The organism is Streptomyces sp. NBC_00620, assembly GCF_026341825.1.
In the GTDB taxonomy this organism is placed as follows: Bacteria; Actinomycetota; Actinomycetes; order Streptomycetales; family Streptomycetaceae; genus Streptomyces.
The window spans coordinates 2,542,137-2,561,966 of record NZ_JAPENY010000002.1 but is presented as its reverse complement, the minus strand read 5'-3'; the positions used below and the strand labels follow the sequence as shown (position 1 = coordinate 2,561,966).

Below are 19,830 nucleotides of genomic sequence, written 5' to 3'. Positions count from 1 at the left end.
TTCGATGACCACCGCACCGCACCCTCTCGTCACCGAGGCGCGCCGGCTCGCGGCCGAGGTGCTGGCACCCCAGGCGGAGCGCGTGGACCAGGAGGGCGTGCCCGCGAGCAGCATCCAGGCGATCAAGGGGTCGGGGCTGCTCGGAGTGAGCGCGCCGGTGGCGTACGGCGGGTCGGCTGCGCCCGCCGCGGTGGCCCGGGAGACCGCGGAGGTCCTGGCCGGGGCGTGCTGCTCGACGTGGTTCGTGCAGACCCAGCACCATACGCCGGTACAGACTCTCACCAAGGCTCAACTCCCCATCAGGGAGCGGCTGTTGGCACCCTTGGCGCAGGGTGAGCTGCTGTCCGGGGTGGCCTACGCGCAGTTGCGTGCCCATCCGCGCGTCCCGGTCCGGGTCACGCGCGAGCGGGCAGGCTGGCGCTTCGACGGGACGGTGCCCTGGTACACGGGCTGGGGACTCAACGACGTGATGCTGCTGGCCGGAGTCACGGAGGCGGACGAGGCGCTGTTCGCGTTCACCGAGGCGCGGGAGCAGCCCGGTCTGCGTCCCTCGCCCCCGATGCGGCTCGCCGCGCTCACCGCGTCCCGGACGGTCTCTCTGGAGCTCGACGGCCTGTGGCTGCCCGAGGACGCGGTGGCCCTGCGTACCCCGTACGAGACCTGGGCCGCCACCGACCGCCCGAAGAACACCAACGCCTCACCGGCCGTCTTCGGCATCACCGCGTCCGCGCTAGACCTGCTGGACGCGGCTGACGGCGACCCCACCGCGAAGGAGACCGCGGATGCGCTGCGCACCCGCCTGGACGAGGTCAGGCGGCAGGCGTACGAGCTGGCCGACCACCCCGTGCCGACCGAGCGCATCGCAGAGCGGCTGGCGGTGAAGACGCGGGCGTACGACGTCATGCGCGCGGCCACGACCGCGGCGGTCGTGGCCGGTGGCGGGCGGTCGATCGGCCTGGGCAGCCCCGCACAGCGGCTGGCACGCGAGGGGATGTTCCTGCTGGTGCAGGGGCAGACGGCCGAGGTACGGACGGCGCACCTCGGCTCACTCGGGCGAATCACGTCGTGAAGGGCACCTGCGCCGACGGAGCGGCCGGCTTCGCGAAGGGGTGCTGCCACAGACCCTGTGCGGCGAGACGTGGCAGGACGCCCTCGCCGAACCAGTACGCCTCTTCCAGGTGCGGGTAGCCGGAGAGCACGAACTCGTCGATGCCGAGGGCGTGGTACTCCTTGATCCGCTCGGCGACCTCGTCATGGCTGCCGACCAGGGCCGTACCCGCGCCGCCGCGGACCAGCCCGATACCGGCCCAGAGGTTGGGGTGGATCTCCAGGCCGTCGCGGCTGCCGCCGTGCAGGGCGAGCATGCGCTGCTGGCCCTCGGACTCGCTCCGCGCGAGCCCTGCCTGTACGGACTTCACGGTCTCCGGGTCGAAGCCGTCGAGGAGCTTGTGCGCCTCGGCCCAGGCCTGCTCGGAGGTGTCGCGGGTGATGACGTGCAGCCGGATCCCGAACCGGACGCTCCGGCCCTCCTTCTCTGCGAGCCCGCGGACCCAGGCGATCTTCTCGGCGACCTGGGCGGGCGGCTCGCCCCAGGTGAGGTAGACGTCCACGTGGCGGGCGGCGATCTCACCGGCGATGGGTGAGGAACCGCCGAAGTAGATCTCGGGGACCGGGTCGGGGACGCGGGCGAGCTTGGCGTCCTCGACCTGGAGGTGTTCACCGGAGAGGTCGACGGTCTTGCCGTCCCACAACTCCCGGACGATCTTGAGGAATTCGCCGGTACGGCGGTATCGGGCGTCCTTGTCGAGGAAGTCGCCGTAGGCACGCTGCTCGTGGCTCTCGCCGCCGGTGACCACGTTGAGAAGCAGCCGTCCGCCGGTCTGGCGCTGGAAGGTGGACGCCATCTGCGCGGCGAGCGTGGGCGAGACGAAGCCGGGCCGGAAGGCGACCAGGAACTTGAGCCGTTCGGTGTTCTGGCTGACCATCGCGGTGGTCAGCCAGGCGTCCTCGCACCAGGCACCGGTGGGCGTGAGCGCACCGACGAAACCCAGGTCCTCGGCGGCGCGGGCGATCTGGCTCAGATAGGCGACCGTCGGCGGCCGGTCCCGCCCCGAGACGGTCGCCGGGGTGCCGTGGCCACCGCCGACGACGTGGCGGCTGTCGCCGTTGGTGGGCAGGAACCAGTGGAAGGTGAGGGACACGTGGGTCTCCGTTTCAGAGCAGGCCGTGCCGGGGCGGCTTCGTGCCGTTGAGTACGTAGCGGCCGATGTGCTGGATCTTCCAGCGGGCCGGGTCGTGCAGGGTGTGGGTCCGGGCGTCGCGCCAATGCCGGTGCAGATTGAGGGAGTTGAGGGCCGAGCGGGTGCCGGACACCTCAAAGAGCGCGCCTGCCATTTCCACGGCGGTGGCGGCGGTGTGCACCTTCGCGGCGGCCACCGCGATCGACGCCTCGGCGGCCGAATCCTCGGTGAGGTCTTCGCGGGCCGCGTCGACGGCACGGGCCGCCGCACCGAGCAGCGCCTCCGACGCCCTCACCTGGATGGCGAGTTCACCGAAGCGCTGGATGAGCAGCGGGTCCTCGGCCGCGGTGTCGACGCCACTCTCGAACCAGGGCCGGCTCTTGGTGCGGACGAACTCGACGGCCTCGGCGAGTGCGCCCGCGGCGATCCCGGCGTCGATGGCGGCATGCAGCAACTGTGCTACGGCGCCGTGGAGTTGCGGCCCCTGGAAGGTGAGGTGGTGCGGGACGACCCGGTCGGCGGGGACGGACACGGCGTCGAGACGGACGGTGCCGCTGGCCGTCGTACGCTGCCCCATGCCGTCCCAGTCGTCGACGACCGTGACTCCGCTCGCGTCCCGTGGGACGTACGCGACATGCAGGTTGTCGTCCTCGGCCCGGGCGAGGACGGGGATCCAGTCGGCGAAGAGCGCGCCGGTGGAGTAGTGCTTGACGCCGGTGAGCACGTACGAGCCGTCCGGCCGGGGTTCCAGTCGGGTGCGGATGTCCTGGACGTGCTTGGTGCCGGCCTCCGACTGGGCGTTGCCGAAGCGGCGACCGGCCAGCACCTCGCCGAAGAAGAACTCCCGCTGTCGCCAGGTGCCCTGACGGCGTATCACGTTCACGTACACGAAGTGGTTCTGCGGGATCTGGGCGATGCCGGCGTCGGCCGAGGCCAGCAGCCGGAAGATCTCCGCGAGGGTCTCCTGGCGTACGTCCGCGCCGCCGTGCTCGGTGGGCACGGTGACGGCGAGCAGTCCGGAGGCCGAGAGCCGCTCCAACTCCGCGCGTGGGAGCCTGCGTTCGGCGTCCCGCGCCGGGGCACCGGAGCGGAACTCGTCGGCGAGCGCGGCGGCGACGGCCAGGGCCTCGACGTCGTCGCCGATCACTTTCGCGGTCACGGTGTCAGACCGCCGCGGCCAGCAGGGGTGAGCGGCCGAGCGCGGCCGAGAACTGGTCGACCACCTGCGCCAGGGCCTCGGCGGTGCCCGGAGCGACGGTGATGCTGCCGTCCTCCCCCGTGGTGATGTCCTTGTCGAGGGTGAACCAGCCCTGGACTATGTGCGCCGCGCCCATGGAGTTGAGCACTGGGCGGAGCGCGTAGTCGAGGGCGAGGACATGCGCGGTGCTGCCTCCGGTGACCAGCGGCAGCACGGTCTTCCCGGTGAGCGCGTACTGCGGGAGCAGGTCGAGCAGCGCTTTGAGGACGCCCGAGTAGGCGGCCTTGTAGACGGGCGTGCCGATGACCACGCCGTCGGCGCGGGCGAAGAGTTCGGTCGCCTCGACGATGGCGGGGTGCTTGAAGTCGGCGCCGAGCAGTGCCTCGGCCGGGATGGTGCGGACGTCGAGCGGGATCACCTCGTGCCCCTGGGCGGCCAGCCGGGTGTCCAGGTGGCGCAGGAGTTTGGCGGTGCGGGAGGAGACGGAGGGGCTGCCGGAGACGGACAGGACGGTGGCCATGGGCCCTCTTTCTGCGCAGCGGGAGAAGGTGGTGGTCAGGCGTGGACAGCCACGAACTCGGCGTCGGACCGGGGCAGTTGGGCCTCCAGTTCGCGCACGAGGGGCAGCACCCGGCGGCCGAAGTACTCGACCTCCTCGTGGTTGTACTCATAACCCCAGTCGGTGCGTTGCTCGATTCTGCTGGTCACCAGGCCACCGCTGACGTCGGGCACCCAGTAGGCGAATCGGACGGGTTCGGTCGCGTTGTCTGTGGGGGTGTCAGGTGCGGATTCTGTTTCGGGCACGGAGAACTCCCGCTGTTCGGTACGAAGGCATGACGAATTGCAGGCCCGGCTTTTCCATGGGAATGCGGGCGGTGAAAGGGGTACGGCGGGTGCCGGAAAGCACAGAGCGGCGCCGTGCGGGAGATTTCACCGGTGGGCGGGCTGGTCCGTGCGAAGGGGACCCTACCGTCGGGATCGTCAGACTTCGCGACAACAGAAGGAGCTGGAGACACGCGCGAGGTCGACGTGGCGTCGCCGCGTGAGGTCCAGTCGCATCTTCATGCCGTCGATCGTCGCAGCCCCCCGTCCGGACCGTCAAGGAACAGCCGATCGGTCTCGCATCCCGGACCGGCGAATTTCACGAAGGTGTGACAGGGAAACCCTTGAACACGGCAGTCGGGCGACCGCATTCTGCTGCGGTGCGAATGGAGCAGCTGGAATACATCGCGGCGGTCACCCGGCTCGGCTCGTTGCGCCGGGCCGCCGAGGAACTCCACCTCTCGCAGCCCGCGCTCAGCGAGACCGTACGGAATCTGGAGCGCGAACTCGGCGTCGACCTGCTGGAGCGCAAGCGGACCGGCGCGAGGATGAGCGCCGAGGGGCGGGATCTGCTGCCGCACATCATCAATGTGCTGGACGCGGTGGACCGGCTGCGGGGCGCGGCCGGTGAGCAGCACCGCATCAGCCGCATGGTCCGCGTCGGCACGGTGAACGCGGCGACCGTGCCGCTGCTCATCCCCACGGTCCGCGAGTTCCGCGCGACGCATCCGCTGACGCAGGTGGAGGTGGTCGGCGCCCAGCAGTCGGACATCCACCGGGCGCTGTCGGAGGGCGGCTTCGACCTCGGTCTGGTGAACCATCTCGACGGCGACGACCTGCCCGCCGACTTCGAGACCACCGAACTGCTGCGCGGACGCCCGGTGTTGTGCGTACGCCCGGACAGTCCCCTCGCTTCGCTGGACACGGTCTCGGCGTCCGACCTCCTCGACGAGCGCGAGCCGCTGATCGCCATGCGCACCGGATACGTCATGCACCGCTACGTCCACCGGCTCCTGGAGGGCCACGCCCCGTCCTTCTCGTACTCGACCGACGGCGCCGAGATGGGCAAGCTGATGGTCGCCGAAGGCCTTGGCGCTACGGTCCTGCCCGACTTCAGCGTGATCGGCGACCCGTTGGAGCGGCGCGGCGCGATCACCTATCGCCCGCTCGACGACGATTCCACGCAGGTGGTGCTGATGCTGCAGCGCCGCAGGGCGGACTCCGTACCCCGCGCGGCCGACGACCTGCACGAGGCGTTCCTGCGAAGAGCTCGCGAGCTGGGCGGGCGGCTCACACTCGCCGCAGCACCCGCTTGACGCCGATGAGCGTGCGATACCGCTCCCGCGCGGCGAAGTCCGCCATGCCCCACACCGCCGGACGCCCCGCCTCGGCGCTGAGGTGCAGCACCCGGCCCTCCCCCACGACCACGCCGACGTGCGCGCCCCAAGCGTCGTCGGTGGCGTTGAAGAGCACCAGGTCCAACGGCCGGGCGTGCGCGACCCGTTCGGTGAGTTCGGTGTCGTCCCACAGGTCGCTCGACCGCCAGGCGGGGACGTCGATGGCCCAGTGCCGGAGCACTTCAAAGGCGAAGAGCTGACAGTTGGCGCCCTCGGCGAGGCCCGGCTTCTCGGCGACAGCCCGGGAGCCGGGAAAGCGCCTGCCGACGTACGGCGTTTCCCATACCCACTCGGGCAAGCGCGCCAGCAACTCGTCCTCACTCGACTCCCCCAACTCCGCCTCCGCCTGTCGCAACTCCGTTGCACCGGTGCCCGCTTTACCAGGATGACTTTTTTCAAGCCTTGACTTAACACCAAGGATATTGCTTGGATCTGCCGCATCGGTGGGGCGGGAGGGAGTTGCCGTGGTGGCTGTCGTCACGTCAGGACGCCTACGTACACCCCCTGTCGGCCGGCGTGCCAGGTCACCGGAACGTATCCGACATCGCGCCGCTCCCTCTTGAGCCGCCTGTTCAGCGCAGCGCCAACCCCCTCATCCCCCGAGCCCAGGAGCAGCTGTGAGACGTACTCTCACCGCGATCGCGGCCATCGCTGTCACGACACTGTCCACATTGGCCGGCACGGGTCCGGCCGCGCATGCGGAACGGGCCGCCGACGGGACGGCCAAGAACGGCCAGGTCGTGACCGGCACCTACTCGACCGGCGGTGCCAAGGCATGGCAGCCGCTGCCGAGTGTCCGGACGGGCACTGATTCCGGCGGCTCCGTCGATGCCACTGTGGTCGTCGACCCCAGTGCGGCCCGGCAGGAATACACGGGTATCGGCTTCTCCCTGGACGAGACCAGCGTGTCCAACCTGTGGAAGCTCACCCCCGCCAAGCGCGAGGAAGCCATCCGGCTGCTGGTCGACCCCAGGACCGGCGCGGGCCTGGACCGGTTCCGGTTGACCATCGGCAGCCCCGATCTCATCGAGCACCTCCCGTTCTGGTCGGAGGACGACCTGCCCGCCGGTGTCACCGAGGACTTCGGTCTGAAGTACTTCTCCATCCAGCGGGACATCGACCTGCACATCATCGACACGATCAAGCTCATCCAGCGCTACAACCCCAAGGCCACCTTCTTCGCATCGGCGTGGAGCGCACCGGCGTGGATGAAGACGAACAACCAGTTCACCGGCGAGGTCGCGCTCAAGCCCGGGAGCACCACGGACTACTACCAGGCCGGCAAGTTGCGCGACGACTGCATCGACGTGTTCGCGCGGTACTACGTCAAGTTCGTCCAGGCGTACGCCAAGAAGGGCATCCGCGTCGACGCGCTGACCCTGCTGAACGAGCCGGGCATGGACGTCGTCTACCCGGCCATGGACATCAGTGTCGAGCAGCAGCAGAAGCTGACCCTGGCGATCAAGCGGGAGTTCAAGAAGGCGCGGCTGAGCACCGAGTTGTACGTGCACGACTTCAACTTCTGGGACTGGCGTGATCCGGGCAGCACGGCGACCAAGAACTACTACCGCATCTTCGAGGACGCCCCGGACGGCTCGGTGACGGGCGAGCAGGTCCGCGACGCGACGGACGCCATCGCCTTCCACCCCTATTGGGGCGACCCGAGCGTCATGCGCGACGCCTATGAGGAGACGGGTAAGCCGGTCCATCTCACGGAGACGAGCGATCTGTCGCCCTCGACCGTCCTCAACGACTTCCGCCTCGACGCCGGTTCCTACATCCTGTGGGCCCAGGCCACGGACCAGGACGGCGGAACGCTGCACTGGACGCCCTCCCGCGACAACGACATCGACTGGGACGAGGTCGCGGCCACCACCAAGTGGCCGGACCGGCTGGTGAAGGTGAACACGCTCACGAAGGACTTCTCCGTTCGCGACGAGCTGTACACGATCGGGCAGTTCTCCAAGTATCTCTCCCCGGGTGACGTGCGCCTCGAGTCCAGCGCCGCGGAACACGGTGTCAGCAACGTGGTCTACCGCTCCGGGAACGGGACCTTCACCGCGGTCCTCGGCAACAGCGCCGGCACCGACAGCGAGGTCCGGGTCGTCGTCGCCGGCCAGACGTTCGTGGTGACCGTTCCGGCGGGCTCCTTCGCCACCTACCGGTGGAAGGGCCAGGTGCCGTCGGGTTCCCGCAACCACGCCCCGGTCTTCGAGCAGGCCGCCGATGTCGTCGCCGACCAGTACAGCACCGTGAACCTGCAGTTGAAGGCCACCGACCGGGACCGGGACCGGCTGGCCTACTACGCCACCGAACTGCCGGGCGGCGTCACCCTCGACCCGGCGACCGGCCTGGTCACGATCCGCCCGACCACCGCCGGTGAGCAGGATCTGACCTTCTACGTCACCGACGGCAGAGCGCACGACGAGGTGACCGTCCATCTCACCGTGCAGCCGCACGCGACTCCTGTGGGCGAGAGGATCGAGGCCGAGGGCTACACCACCCAGCAGGGCTGGCCCGCGGACGGCAGCAACTTCATCGAGAGCAACGCCGCCGCCAGTGGCGGCAAGAACGTGGGCTGGACAGCCGCCGGCAACTGGCTCACGTACCGCGTCGATGTGCCGCAGACAGGCTCCTACGATCTTGAGCTGCGCGTTGCCAACGGCACGGACACCACCGCGACGAACGCCGTGTCCCTCCGCGACGACAACGGCACCACGCTGGCAACGGCCTCGGTGCCGGCCACGGGTGGCTGGGGGACCTACCAGTCGGTGCACGTACCGGTCGACCTCCGGGCCGGAGAACAGACGGTCACCGTCTACTGCGAAACCGGTGGCTTCAACCTCGACTACCTACTCGTCTCCGGCACCTGACGCACCTCCCGCTACACATAAAGAAGAAATAAGCGCACAATGAGACGTACGTGGCACCTGCCGCATACCGCACCAGAGGCGGCGGGGCCGCAGAGATCGAAAGAGCTCGAAGGAGACGAGTCATGGCCAACGTCTCGCACCCCAGAGGTGACATAAGCAGCCACCCCGACGTAAACGAAATGCGGGACCGGTATGCCCGCATGGTCGGCGGCCGCGACGTGGCACTCGTGGACGGGCCGGTGTTCCTGCTCGGTCTGTACTGCGCCGTGTCCCCGTGGATACTCCACTACACGACAAGCCAGCCCGCGCTCGTGACGCACAACCTGATCATGGGCATCGCGATAGCCCTGCTGGCCCTCGGATTCACCATCACGCCGGAGAGGATGTACGGCCTGAGCTGGGCCATCTGCGCGATGGGTACGTGGATGATCATCTCGCCGTGGATTGTCGGCACCAGCCCGGACACCGGAGTCGTACTCAACAGCATCATCATCGGCGCACTGGCCGTGGTGCTGGGGGCGATGTGCGCGGTCACGGCGACGAAGAGCACGCCTCGGGCGTAGCCGGAGGCGAGCGGCAGTAAGTAGGTATAGGTAACGGAAGGAAGCCGACGTGGGGCCGGCCCGCTCAGCGCGGGCCGGCCTTCTCATGCCGCACCGCTCCCCCTCCCCCGTCAGCCGTTCGGTACCAGCCACGGCTCCTGCGGCAGCGGGCTGCCGGTCTCGAGCAGGGACTTCAGGTTGGACAGCACCGCGGGCCAACCGGAGCTCACGTCGTTCAGGGCGCCCTCGTCGGTCAGGTCCTCGTGGGTCACGGTCAGCCGGACGATGTCGGCGTGCGGCTGGATGTCGTAGGTGACCCGGGAGTACTTGTCCTCCTGGCCCTCGTCCTCGGGCGCGGCCCAGGTGGCCACGAGGCGGGTCGGACGGTCGCTCTCCACGACGGTGCCCACCACGTCGGCGATTCCTGAGCCGTCGGTGCGCCGGTGTTCCCAGCGGGAGCCGGGCTGCCAGTCGGAGACGTTGCTGTGGCCCCAGTACGTGGCGGTCAGCTCCGCGTCGGTGAGCGCGTCCCAGACCTTCTCGGGCGTGCTCCGGATGTAGGTGACGTACACGAAGGTCGGCTTGTCGGTCATGGCTTCCTCGGCTCGTCGCTTGATCGCGCTGAGCGCGCGCAGCCGCGGGCGCTCGAACTTGTCGATCCACCGCTCCTGGATCTCATGGAGCGGCACCGGATTGAGGTAGTGCAGCTTCTCCCGCCCCCGCCGCACCGTGCTGACCAGGTTGGCGGCCTCCAGGACCGCCAGATGCTGCGTCACCGACTGCCGTCTCATGTCGATGCGCTCGCAGAGGTCGCCCAGCGTCTGGCCGTTGTGCTCGTGCAGCCGGTCAAGGAGCTGCCTGCGCGTCTCGTCGGCCAGCGCCTTGAAGACCTGGTCCATCCCTGGGTCGCTTTCTGATCGCACACTCAAAGTTATGCAGGCAATTACCTGCATGTCAAGCGGCGCCCACGGGAGAGGCGTACGCGACCGGACGCATATCGATCGCCCGGCCCGCCCCGGGCTGGCACGCTTCTTGCATGGACCAACCGGAGGTACTGCTCATCGGCGGGCGCGCGGGCGTCGGCAAGTCCACGGTGGGCTGGGAGGTCTCAGCACGGCTGAGGGACGCGGAGGTCGCTCACGCCGTGATCGAGGGCGACTTCATGGGGTACGTGCATCCGGCGCCGGACGGTGACCCGCACCGCGCCGGGATCACCGAGCGGAATCTCCGGGCGGTGTGGGGGAACTTCGCCGAACTCGGCTACCGGCGTCTCGTCTACACCAACACCGTGAGCGTGCTGGCCGAGTCGGCGAGCCTGTTCGAGCGGGCGATGGGAAGCGACCTACGGATCTTCCGCGTGCTGCTGACCGCCACCGACGACACCACGGCCCGGCGACTCAAAGGGCGGGAGCTCGGTTCCGAGCTGGAGCGCGAGATGGCGAACAGCGCCTACAAGGCGCGGCTGCTGGACGAGCGGGTGCCCGCGGACACCGTGCGGGTGGCGACCGACGACCGCACGGTGATGGACATCGCGCACGAGGTCGTGGCCGCCACCGGGTGGCTTCGCACCGGGTGAAGCGGACGGGCCCTGATTCGGGGCCCGCCCATCACGCCTTCGGTCAGCTCACGTTCAGGGCTGTGTCGTCGATGACGAACGACGTCTGGAGCGTGGAGCCTTCGATGCCGGTGAACTTGACGGTGACCGTCTGCCCGGCGTAACTGGCGAGATCGAAAGTGCGCTGGGTGTACCCCGTCGCGGCGTTCAGGTTCGAGTACGTGGCCAGGGTCGCCAGGACCGTGCCGCTGCTGTTGAGAACCTGGGCCTTGAGGGTGTCGTACGCCGTGCTGGTGGTCGTCTCGGCCGTGTCCACATGGAGATAGAAGCTCAGGGTGGCCGCGCAGCCGGAGGGGATGGTCACCGACTGGGAGAGCGTGTCGGTGTGGGCCGCGCCGTAGCCGTTCAGCCAGGCCTTGTAGGAACCGGTGCGGGCGGCCTGGCCGGTGTCGGTGGTGATCACTCCGCTGGTGGCGGTCCAGGACGAACTCCCGGACTCGAAACCGGGGTTGGCGAGCAGCTGCGCGGCGGTGCAGGTGCCGCCACCGCCTCCGCCGCTGTCGCCGGTTCCCGCCAGCCACTCGGTGGCGTTCAGGGCGAGGGCGGCGTTCGTGCCGGCGGTGTCGTTCCAGCCGTCGTACAGCGTGTTGCCCGACTGGCCTGTGCCGTCGTCGATGGGCGAGCTGTCGCCCCAGAACGCGACCCGGCCGCTGCCGAAGGCGCTGGTGGCGAAGAAGGCTCCGGTGTTGCCGGAGTAACCGCTGCGGTAGAGCAGGCCCTTGACCGCGGAGTTGGCGGTGGGGCTCAGCGTGGCCGTCGTGCCGCTGCGGATGATGCTGCCGGTGACCTTGCCGAAGGAGCCGTTCAGGACCGGGTCGGTCGTACTGGAGATGGCCCTCGGGTTCTCGGTGCCGACGTTGAGCGTGTCGACGGTGAAACCGAACGGGTTGGTGCTGTCGACGCTGTTGTTGGACATCAGGTCGTTGATGACCTCGACCGCGTCCTCGCCGTCGTTGTTGCGGTCGGCTCCGGTGTGGTCGGAGACGAGGAAAAGGCCGCCGCCGTTCTGCACGAACTTCATGACCGCGGTCTTCTCGGCGGTGCTCAGCAGGACGTTCGGCTCGGGCAGGACGAAGGTGTCGAAGTTCTGCAGGTCCGTCGCGGCCGTGGTGCCGTACGTGATGGTGCCGCCCGAAGGGAGCGTCTTCAGCGAGTAGTTGCCGGTCTTCTGCAGGGCGACGCCCCACGCGGAGATCGCTCCCGTCCAGTCGGTCTCGGCCGATGGCGTGGAGTCCTGGCCCAGCGGGTCCGGCTGGCTGGTGCCGATGATCCAGTCGGCGTTGCCTGCGGTCTCGGCCTTGGAGTTGTCGAACAGGATGCGGTGCGGGGTCGCCGCGGCGGCCGGGGTGGCGGTGGCCGTCTGGACGGCGGCGCCGGTGAGGAGCAGCCCGAACGCGGCCAGCGCCGTGGTGATTCTGTGGCGGGATCTTCTGAATCCGAGCATCCGGCAAACCTCCCGTGAGGGGTGGAAGAGGCGGTGCGGGCGCCAAGTCTGCGCGCGTAGAACGGGAGTTGGCCGTCTTCCGGGCGACAGATTCTTGAACGGTACATGACGAACGCGGCATCGGACAGGAGGTCTCCGGATCGCGTTCCGCAGTCGCACGCAGCGGAGCGGACTGCCTCCGCCTTCTGGGGGCACACGGATAACTACTAGGGAACCGACAAAGAGGGGCGGAGATGGAGATCTCAGGCATCATCAGTGCCATCATCATCGGCATCATCATTGGCGTACTGGGCAGGCTCGTCGTCCCGGGACGCCAGCGCATCGGCATCCTGCTGACGATCGTCGTCGGCATCGTGGCCGCGCTGGTCGGCGCAGCAATCGCCGGCGCGCTCGACGTGTCCGACACCAACGGCATCGACTGGATCGAGTGGCTCATCCAGATCGGCCTGGCGGCGGTGGGCGTCGCGGCGCTCGACCGGTCGCGCAGTGGACGGTCGGGGCGGACGCGGTCTCGCCGCTGACGAGCGGGGCGGCGCGGGTCCTCGCGCCGCCGCCCAGGGTCTGTCCACCGGCCTGATCCACCGGTCAGGCCCTAAATCTCTTGCAGGTCACGCGCCGTGGCGGCTAGGTTCTGCGGGCTTCACCACACCCGCCCTGTCGCCACGGAGAGACCTTGCCAATACGCGTCACACCGCTGACCGATCCCGAGACCACCCCGTCGAGCCGCCGCCTGGCGTGGCTGGCCTCCGACGCCGACGGAGTCCCGCTGGGCTCCGCCTTCCTGCGGCTGTTTACCAAGGAAGGGCAGGAGCATCTCGCCGAGCTCGAGATCGCCGTCCATCCGGGCGAGCGGCGGCAAGGGGTGGGCGGTCTCCTCCTCGAAGCCGCCGTCGACGCGGCGCGGAACGAGGAGCGGCGGTCGCTCCTCGCGCAGGCCGAGGACGCCTCCCCCGGCGACCTGTTCCTGACCGCGGGCGGCTTCCGCCGGGTGCTGGCGCTGACGTACGCGAGGCTGCCGCTCGCCGACGTGGATCGTGCCCGGATCACCGAGGTCACCCAACGCCCGCACCCGGGCTACGAGTTGACGCACTGGGACGGCGCCGTACCGGCCGAGCTGGCGCAGACCTTCGCCGACTCCCGGCGGGCCATGGACGACATGCCGATGGAGGGGACCGACTACGGGACGGTCGTCTGGGACGTGGACCGGGTCCTGTCGGTGGCCGAAGTCATCGCGAAGCGCGGGGAGTTGCTCCACACGGTCGCCGCCGTGGACCGCTCGGACGGCTCGATCGCCGGGTTCTCCGAACTGGTCGTGCCGGGCGACGGCCGCGGTGACGGCCAGCACTACGGCACCGGCGTACTGCCCGAGCACCGCGGCCACGGCCTGGGGCTCTGGATGAAGGCGGAGTCGATCCGTCTCGCCCGCCTCCGGCATCCCGAACTCGGCGGCCTGCTCACCGACACCGCGGACAGCAACGCGCCCATGCTCCGCATCAATGACGAGCTCGGCTATCTGCCCACGCACAAGGCGGTGGAGTACCAGCTCGACCTGTGAGGGCTACGCGGGCCCGGTCCCGGCCGGTGTGTACACGTACGGTGTCGTCGTGGTCAGCGGCTGGAAGCCCAGGCGGGTGAGGACGGGGCGGCTCTGGCTGGAGGCGTCGACCTGGACGTAGCGGTAGCCGCGGTCGGCGGCGACGCGGGCGCGGTGGGCGACGAGGGCTCGGTAGATGCCACGGCCGCGCCAGGCCTCGACGGTGCCGCCGCCCCAGAGGCCGGCGAACCGGGCGCCGGGCAGGAGTTCCATACGGGCCGCGCTGACCGGGACGTCACCGGCGAGGGCCACCACCGCGACGACCGTGTCCTCGTCGCCGGTCAGCTGGGCGAGCAGTTGGTGGCGCAGCCGGGTGCCGTCCGTACCGAAAGCCTGCTCGTGCACGTCGGCCACGAGGTCGACGCCTGCCCGGTCGGTGACGGGCAGCAGGTGTACGCCCTCGGGCGGCTCGGCGTCGAGCACGAGATCGCCCAGCTCGGCGATCATGAGTGTCTCCTCGGGCTGGGCGGTGAACCCGGCGTCCCGCAGCCGCTGCCCGAGATCCTCGGGCTGGTCGTGCCCGTAGAGCTTCCATTCGAACTCTCGCCCAAGGCCGGTGAAGTACCGGATCTGTTCGGCGATCGCCTCGTCCGCGCTCGCCTCGTCCAGGTCCGACCAGGTCACCCCGCTCCAGCCGCGCTCGGTGCCGACCTGGCGCACCACCTTGCCGACGTGCTCGATCCGGGCACCCGGGGCGTCGGGGCGTGCCCCCTCTCGCATATCCCGGTCGAACAGGGCAAGTACCGCAACGTGATCCATGGGATCACTCCAGCATCCTGCGGCGGCCAGGGCAATGGGGAAACGTTCTTGGTACCCAACACCACATGGACATCCCCTCCTCGGCGGTGTACAGAGCGTTACTTCTCGGCACTTCTCCGCATGCGCGGCCCTCGTCGGCACCCTCGTGACGCGAACGCGCCTGGGCCGGACCCTCTTCGGGTCCGGCCCAGGCGCGTGTCTCCCGTCCGCTCGGTCAGCCGGTGGTGGCCAGCTGCTTCGGCACCTCCACGTCCGGCGTCGACCGGACGCTGCGCAGGCCGGTCAGGCTGACGAACACCAGCGAGAAGACGCCCGCGATGGCGAAGGCGACGAAGCCCGCGGAGTTCGAGCCGGTGGCGAGCAGCTGACCGCCCAGCCACGGGCCGAAGACGGCACCGAAGCGGCCCATGCCCGAGACCCAGCCGACCGCGGTGGCGCGGTTCTCGGCGTCGGCGCGGGCGGCCACCGTCGCGTAGATCATCGCCTGGGCGCTGAAGAGGAACAGGCCGGTCAGGAAGACGACTATGTAGGTGAGGGCCAGCGGCATGTGGACGCTGAGCAGGTAGACGCCGACGGCGGTGGCGCCGAACCAGAGGGCGGCGATGCGCGAGCCGCCGAACTTGTCGGTGAGCCGGCCGCCGATCAGCATGCCGACGATGCCGCCGAGGTTGATGACGATGACGAAGTTGAGCGAGGAGCCGAGGTCGTAGCCGGCGGCGCGCATCATCGTCGGCAGCCACTGGGAGACGCCGTAGACCAGCAGGAGTCCGCCGAAGGAGGCGAGCCAGAAGAACAGGGTCTGGACCCACAGGCGACCGCGGAACAGGGCGGCGAGGGCGCCCCAGCGCTCACCGGCGGCCTGGCGGGCCTTGTCCTTGGCGGCCAGGTCCACGCCGTAGCGGTCGGCGAGAGCCAGGGCGTCCTGGTCGCGTCCCTTGGCCTGGAGGAAGGCCATCGACTCGGGCAGGTACTTGGCCGCCAGCGGGACGCCGATGAAGAGCGGGATCACGCAGATCCAGAAGGAGGTGCGCCAGTCGCCGGTCCACTTCGCCACGAAGGCGGCGACGATTCCGCCGGTCTGGTGGGCGGTCATCAGGGAGCCGACGACCAGGGCGCCGCGGCCGCGCGGGGCGTACTCGGTGACCAGGGTGATCGCGCTCGGCAGCAGGCCGCCGAGGCCGAGGCCCGCCAGGAAGCGGCCGAGGCTGAAGATGTCCAGGCTGTTGGCGGAGGCGCAGAGCGCGGAGGCCAGGGAGAAGACGGCGGTGGAGACGATGATCGTCTTCTTGCGGCCCACCCAGTCGCTGACGGTGCCGGAGGAAAGGGCACCGATCAGCATGCCGAACGTGGCGTAGGAGCCGACGTCGCCGGCCTTGGAGGGGTCGATGCCAAGCGCCTTGGTCTCCAGCATGTGCGGCAGCACGGAGCCGTAGATGAACATGTCGAGGCCGTCGAACAGAACGACCAGCCAGCACAGGCCGACCACCAGCAGGGCCAGTTTGGCCCCGCCGCGGGCAGGGAGAGCGGTGGAGGGAGACATCGTTGTTTCCTCTCGTCCGGGAGGCGTGTCCCTGGAGGGAGTACGGGAGGGTCGTCGCGGCTCATGCGGCTGACCCGAGTTGGTGGGAGAGACGCTAAGGATTCATCAACCCGAGTGTCAACGGTTTTGTTAACAATCTCAGCAACAATCAAGACACGGCCACCAGGGACCAGGACGCAAAGGAATGCGCAGGTAAAAGGGTACGGGCGGCACACAGCAGTGTGCCGCCCCGCCCATTTTCAGTGGCTTGTTCTCGCCCTGTGAGACCGTCCCGGCCGTCGTCAGCCGACGGGCGGTGTGCCGTGCGTGTGGAACGACTCGATGGTCTTCAGACCCCAGGCCTGCCCCTTGGCCCGCTCTTCCTTGGTCCAGGTGATCAGCGGCCAGTCGGGGGCCAGCACCAGCCGCGTGAGCGGGTTGCACAGCTCGATGCGGTTGCCGCCCGGCTCGTAGACGTACAGGAAGAACGTCTGCTGGATGGCGTGCTTGTGCGGCCCTGTCTCGATGAACACGCCGGTGTCGATGGCGAGGTCCGCGGCGCGCAGGATGTCCTCGCGGGTGTCGGTCGCGAACGCGATGTGGTGCAGCCGGCCGCGCGAGCCCGTCCAGTCCTCGGTGTAGACGACGTCGTACGACTTGTTCGTGAACGTCAGCCACTTCGCGGCGATCCTGCCGTCGTCGAGCTGGATCTGCTCGGTCGGTCGGGCGCCGAGGACCTGCTGGTGGAAGTCGGCGTTGGCGGCGACATCGGCGGCGAGGTAGTTGACGTGGTCCAGGCGACGCACGCCCACGCCGTGGCCGGGCTTTGCCTGGGGCTGGTTCTTCAGGCCCGGCTTGAGCTCGTCCGGGGCCTGGTACCACTCGGACTCCCAGTACAGGGCGATCTCGTGGCCGTCGGGGTCCGTGGTGACGTACATCGGGCCGATGCCGGGCTCGTCCTCGGTCCAGCGGCCCTCGTGGCCCGCGCTCTCCAGCTCCTTGACCCGCCGTTGCAGGGCCTCCTCGCTGGAGGCACGCAGCGCGGTGCGGCGCATGCCCGCGGTCTCGTGGGCGGTGAGGACCAGACTGTGGTGCTCGTAGTCGTCCCAGGTGCGCAGGTAGTACGAGTCACCGTTCTGCCCGTTGACCGTCAGGCCGAGGTAGTCGGTGAAGAACCTCAGACTGGCGTCCAGGTCCGGGGTGAGCAGTTCGACGTGCCCGAGGTGGGCGATGTCGCCGAGCGGCGGGGCCATGTGGGCCTCCTTACAGGTGTTGTGCGGCTCCGGCCGGCCGGGCGAAGACCGTGCCGTCGAAGATTTTTCGTGCGGTGCGGACGACGGCGGTGCGTCGGGCCACGGGGACGCCCTCGGCGTCGTATGCGATACCGGCTTCGATGTCGAGGAACCCGCTGGGGTGCTCGATGCGCAGCCGGTCCCCCTGTGCGGGCAGGCGTGCCACGCCCTCGCCCACGCCGCCCTCGACGCGCAGTCCCGCGGCGACGCTGGCGGCGCCCAGGACCCCGATCGAGGTGTGGCAGCGCACCGGGATGAAGGTGCGGGTCATGACCGCGCCGCCGTCCAGCGGCGCCGCCAGCAGGCTGAGCTTGGGCACCGTGGTGCCTTCCACGTCGCCGAGCCCCATCAGCTTGCCGGCCTCGAGCCGGATCTCCCGGAGCCGGTCGGCCAGGGTCAGATCCTCCTCCAGGTCCTTGGGGCTCTCGTAGCCGGTGACCTTGAGGGAGGCTGCGGCGATCAGGACGGTCGGCATTCCGTTGTCCACGCAGGTCACCGGGGTGTCGGCGACGATGTCGCGGGCATGTCCGGTGGGCAGCAGCGGACCGGAGCCCTGCGGGAACTCGATCACGACCGGCGCGGCCGTCCCCGGCACACCGGAGATCTCGGCCGTGCCGGAGTAGTCGACGCGCCCGCCCGGGGTGGGGAAGCTCGCGACGGCGAGGTCCCCGGAGTTCACCATGCGGATCCGTACGGACGTCCGTCCGTCCCCGGCGGCGACCAGTCCGCGTTCGACGGCGAACGGGCCGACCCCGGCGAGCAGGTTGCCGCAGTTCTGCCGGTCGGACACCTCGGGCCTGTCGACCCCGACCTGAAGGAACAGGTAGTCGACGTCCGCCTCCGGGTCCGCCGAGGCGGAGACCACGGCCACCTTGCTGGTCAGGGGGTGCGCCCCGCCCAGGCCGTCGATCTGGCGCGGGTCGGGGCTGCCCATGACGCGCAGCAGCAGGTCGTCGCGGGCTCCGGCGTCGGCGGGGAGGTCCTCGGCCAGGAAGTAGGCGCCCTTGGAGGTGCCGCCGCGCATGAGCATGCAGCGCGCCTCGTCAGGCACTGTCACGACTCGGCTCCGTCCCGCACGTGGTCGTCGTACGACTGGTAGGTCACGCCGAGACGTACGAGGGTCTCGCGCAGGCCGTACCGGTCGAGTCCGAGCTGGCCCTCGATGAAGGCGGCGCGGGTCGCGGCCTCCTTGTTCTCACGGGCCTCGGACGCCTCGGCCGCCTGGCGGGCCTGCTCACGGGGCACGCAGACCACGCCGTCGTCGTCGGCGAGGATCACGTCACCGGGACGGATGAGCTGGCCGCCGATCACCACGGGCACGTTGACCGACCCGCCGGTCGCCTTGACGGTGCCCTGCGGGCTGACCGCGGCGGCCCAGGCCGGGAAGCCCATCTCGCGCAGTTCGGCGGTGTCGCGGATGCCCGCGTTGGTCACCACTCCGCGCACCCCGCGCTGCTTGAGCGCGGTGGCGAACAGCTCGCCGAACATGCCGTCGGTGGAGGGCGAGGTGGTGGTGACGACCAGGATGTCGCCCTCACCGCACTGCTCGACCGCCGCGTGGATCATGAGGTTGTCGCCGGGCCAGCTGAGCACCGTGACCGCGGTACCGGCGACCCGGGTGTCCTGCTGGACCGGGCGCAGGTGCGTGCCGAGCAGACCGGTGCGGCCCATCGCCTCGTGGACGGTGGCGACGCCGTATCCGGCGAGCGCCTCGACGTCCTTGAGGTCCGCCTTCGGCGGGTTGGTGATGATCACGCCGCTCATGCCAGTTCCTTCGCGATCTGCGGGTAGGGGCGCATGTAGGCCTCGGCCATGGTCTTGTGGGCCAGGCCCAGGTTGGGACCCGCGTTGCGCTTGAGCTGGACGCCGCGGCGGACGGCGAGGTCGGTGTAGTAGTCCCACAGGTGCTGCTGGGCGCCGAGGCACTCCATCGCCTTGCGCTTGGTCTCCCAGACCTCGGTGATGTCGAGGAGCACCTCGGGCTTGAAGCCGCTCATCTCGGGCTGGTGCGGCTCGAAGTAGAAGACCGGCGGGGCGCCGATGATCTCGCCCGGGCCGGGGTAGCCGATGGCCTGCGCGAGGACGCGGGCCTCGAGCGCCATCCGGTTGGCGGCCGGGTGGTCGCCGTTGTACGGGTCCTCGACGGGGTGGGTGAGCACGACGTCGGGCTGGGTCTCGCGGTACACGGCCACCAGCTGGTCGGTCAGCTCGGCGGTGGCGACCAGCGGGTAGTCGCCGGCGTCGAAGAAGCGGACCTCGGCGCCGAGGGTGGCGGCGGCCTTCTCGGCCTCCTCGCGGCGTATCGCCTTGATCTCCTCGAGGTTCCTGCCCTCGCGCCAGGCCTTGGCGGACTCGCCGCGCTCGCCGAAGGTCAGGCACGCGATGGTGACCTTCTCTCCGCGGGAGGCGGCCAGGGCGATCGCGCCACCGGCCCGCCACACGAAATCTCCGGCATGCGCGGTGACGACAAGCGTTGATCGTGGTGGGGTGGCGGGCGCGTAGCCGTGCGTCATGCTCAACTCTCCTTGGTGGACA

General features: G+C 69.6%; 20 protein-coding genes and 1 pseudogene. 7 read left to right on the top strand and 14 right to left on the bottom strand.

Annotation, left to right across the window (positions count from 1 at the left end):
* The first annotated feature begins 4 nt into the window (after positions 1–4).
* Positions 5–1,069, top strand: coding sequence for an acyl-CoA dehydrogenase family protein (locus OG246_RS30780; protein ID WP_266470473.1), 1,065 nt, complete (start codon positions 5–7; stop codon positions 1,067–1,069).
* Here OG246_RS30780 and OG246_RS30775 read toward each other — a convergent pair.
* From OG246_RS30775 to OG246_RS42920, 5 genes and pseudogenes are all read right to left on the bottom strand, one after another.
* Entirely contained in the window at positions 1,059–2,201 is a 1,143-nt protein-coding gene (locus OG246_RS30775; protein WP_266470470.1) for an LLM class flavin-dependent oxidoreductase, read from the bottom strand. The genes OG246_RS30780 and OG246_RS30775 overlap by 11 nt on opposite strands.
* Before the next feature lie 13 nt (positions 2,202–2,214).
* Entirely contained in the window at positions 2,215–3,399 is a 1,185-nt protein-coding gene (locus OG246_RS30770) for an SfnB family sulfur acquisition oxidoreductase (RefSeq protein ID WP_266470468.1), read from the bottom strand.
* A 4-nt stretch (positions 3,400–3,403) separates the two neighbouring features.
* A complete protein-coding gene (ssuE, locus tag OG246_RS30765) occupies positions 3,404–3,958 on the bottom strand; it encodes an NADPH-dependent FMN reductase (protein ID WP_266470464.1) in 555 nt (184 codons plus the stop codon).
* 134 nt (positions 3,959–4,092) lie between these two features.
* Positions 4,093–4,242 (bottom strand): annotated as a pseudogene (locus OG246_RS30760) (dimethyl sulfone monooxygenase SfnG); the annotation flags it as partial.
* Between the two features lie 177 nt (positions 4,243–4,419).
* A complete protein-coding gene (locus OG246_RS42920) occupies positions 4,420–4,497 on the bottom strand; it encodes a putative leader peptide (RefSeq protein WP_353962479.1) in 78 nt (25 codons plus the stop codon).
* A 143-nt stretch (positions 4,498–4,640) separates the two neighbouring features.
* On the opposite strand from OG246_RS42920, the gene OG246_RS30755 reads away from it, so the two are divergent.
* Positions 4,641–5,576 (top strand): LysR family transcriptional regulator, encoded by a 936-nt coding sequence (locus OG246_RS30755; RefSeq protein WP_266470463.1) that lies wholly within the window; start codon positions 4,641–4,643, stop codon positions 5,574–5,576.
* Here OG246_RS30755 and OG246_RS30750 read toward each other — a convergent pair.
* Complete coding sequence (locus OG246_RS30750) at positions 5,551–6,012, bottom strand: hydrolase (protein WP_266470460.1); 462 nt, start codon at positions 6,010–6,012, stop codon at positions 5,551–5,553. The genes OG246_RS30755 and OG246_RS30750 overlap by 26 nt on opposite strands.
* Before the next feature lie 262 nt (positions 6,013–6,274).
* Here OG246_RS30750 and OG246_RS30745 point away from each other — a divergent pair, with 262 nt between their 5' ends.
* A complete protein-coding gene (locus tag OG246_RS30745; RefSeq protein ID WP_266470458.1) occupies positions 6,275–8,530 on the top strand; it encodes a carbohydrate-binding protein in 2,256 nt (751 codons plus the stop codon).
* A gap of 122 nt (positions 8,531–8,652) precedes the next feature.
* Positions 8,653–9,093: an SPW repeat protein gene (locus OG246_RS30740; protein ID WP_266470457.1), complete on the top strand. Its 441-nt coding sequence runs from the start codon at positions 8,653–8,655 to the stop codon at positions 9,091–9,093.
* 110 nt (positions 9,094–9,203) lie between these two features.
* Here the strand turns inward: OG246_RS30740 and OG246_RS30735 are convergent, their stop codons facing one another.
* Positions 9,204–9,971, bottom strand: a complete 768-nt coding sequence (locus OG246_RS30735) for a metalloregulator ArsR/SmtB family transcription factor (protein ID WP_266470455.1) — start codon at positions 9,969–9,971, stop codon at positions 9,204–9,206.
* Between the two features lie 137 nt (positions 9,972–10,108).
* On the opposite strand from OG246_RS30735, the gene OG246_RS30730 reads away from it, so the two are divergent.
* Positions 10,109–10,648: a hypothetical protein gene (locus tag OG246_RS30730; protein WP_266470454.1), complete on the top strand. Its 540-nt coding sequence runs from the start codon at positions 10,109–10,111 to the stop codon at positions 10,646–10,648.
* A 43-nt stretch (positions 10,649–10,691) separates the two neighbouring features.
* On the opposite strand, the gene OG246_RS30725 is transcribed toward OG246_RS30730, so the two are convergent.
* Positions 10,692–12,131, bottom strand: coding sequence for a hydrolase (locus tag OG246_RS30725; RefSeq protein WP_266470452.1), 1,440 nt, complete (start codon positions 12,129–12,131; stop codon positions 10,692–10,694).
* Positions 12,132–12,364: 233 nt separating this feature from the next.
* On the opposite strand from OG246_RS30725, the gene OG246_RS30720 reads away from it, so the two are divergent.
* Together OG246_RS30720 and OG246_RS30715 are read left to right on the top strand one after the other, a co-directional pair.
* A complete protein-coding gene (locus OG246_RS30720) occupies positions 12,365–12,652 on the top strand; it encodes a GlsB/YeaQ/YmgE family stress response membrane protein (protein ID WP_266470449.1) in 288 nt (95 codons plus the stop codon).
* 152 nt (positions 12,653–12,804) lie between these two features.
* On the top strand, positions 12,805–13,686 hold the full coding sequence (locus tag OG246_RS30715; RefSeq protein ID WP_266470446.1) for a GNAT family N-acetyltransferase: 882 nt from the start codon (positions 12,805–12,807) through the stop codon (positions 13,684–13,686).
* A 3-nt stretch (positions 13,687–13,689) separates the two neighbouring features.
* Here OG246_RS30715 and OG246_RS30710 read toward each other — a convergent pair whose 3' ends face one another.
* The 6 genes from OG246_RS30710 to OG246_RS30685 form a co-directional block, all read right to left on the bottom strand.
* Complete coding sequence (locus OG246_RS30710; protein ID WP_266470442.1) at positions 13,690–14,484, bottom strand: GNAT family N-acetyltransferase; 795 nt, start codon at positions 14,482–14,484, stop codon at positions 13,690–13,692.
* Between the two features lie 214 nt (positions 14,485–14,698).
* The gene (locus tag OG246_RS30705; RefSeq protein ID WP_266470439.1) at positions 14,699–16,024 is read right to left on the bottom strand and encodes an MFS transporter; all 1,326 of its coding nucleotides are present in this window, start codon (positions 16,022–16,024) and stop codon (positions 14,699–14,701) included.
* Between the two features lie 281 nt (positions 16,025–16,305).
* Positions 16,306–17,256, bottom strand: coding sequence for a catechol 2,3-dioxygenase (locus OG246_RS30700; protein ID WP_266470437.1), 951 nt, complete (start codon positions 17,254–17,256; stop codon positions 16,306–16,308).
* A 10-nt stretch (positions 17,257–17,266) separates the two neighbouring features.
* Entirely contained in the window at positions 17,267–18,352 is a 1,086-nt protein-coding gene (locus OG246_RS30695; protein ID WP_266470434.1) for a 4-oxalomesaconate tautomerase, read from the bottom strand.
* Positions 18,349–19,059: a 4-carboxy-4-hydroxy-2-oxoadipate aldolase/oxaloacetate decarboxylase gene (locus tag OG246_RS30690; RefSeq protein WP_266470432.1), complete on the bottom strand. Its 711-nt coding sequence runs from the start codon at positions 19,057–19,059 to the stop codon at positions 18,349–18,351. The genes OG246_RS30695 and OG246_RS30690 overlap by 4 nt, the downstream gene beginning before the upstream one ends.
* Positions 19,056–19,808: a PIG-L deacetylase family protein gene (locus tag OG246_RS30685; RefSeq protein ID WP_266470430.1), complete on the bottom strand. Its 753-nt coding sequence runs from the start codon at positions 19,806–19,808 to the stop codon at positions 19,056–19,058. Before OG246_RS30685 ends, OG246_RS30690 begins: the two co-directional genes overlap by 4 nt.
* Positions 19,809–19,830 lie beyond the last annotated feature (22 nt).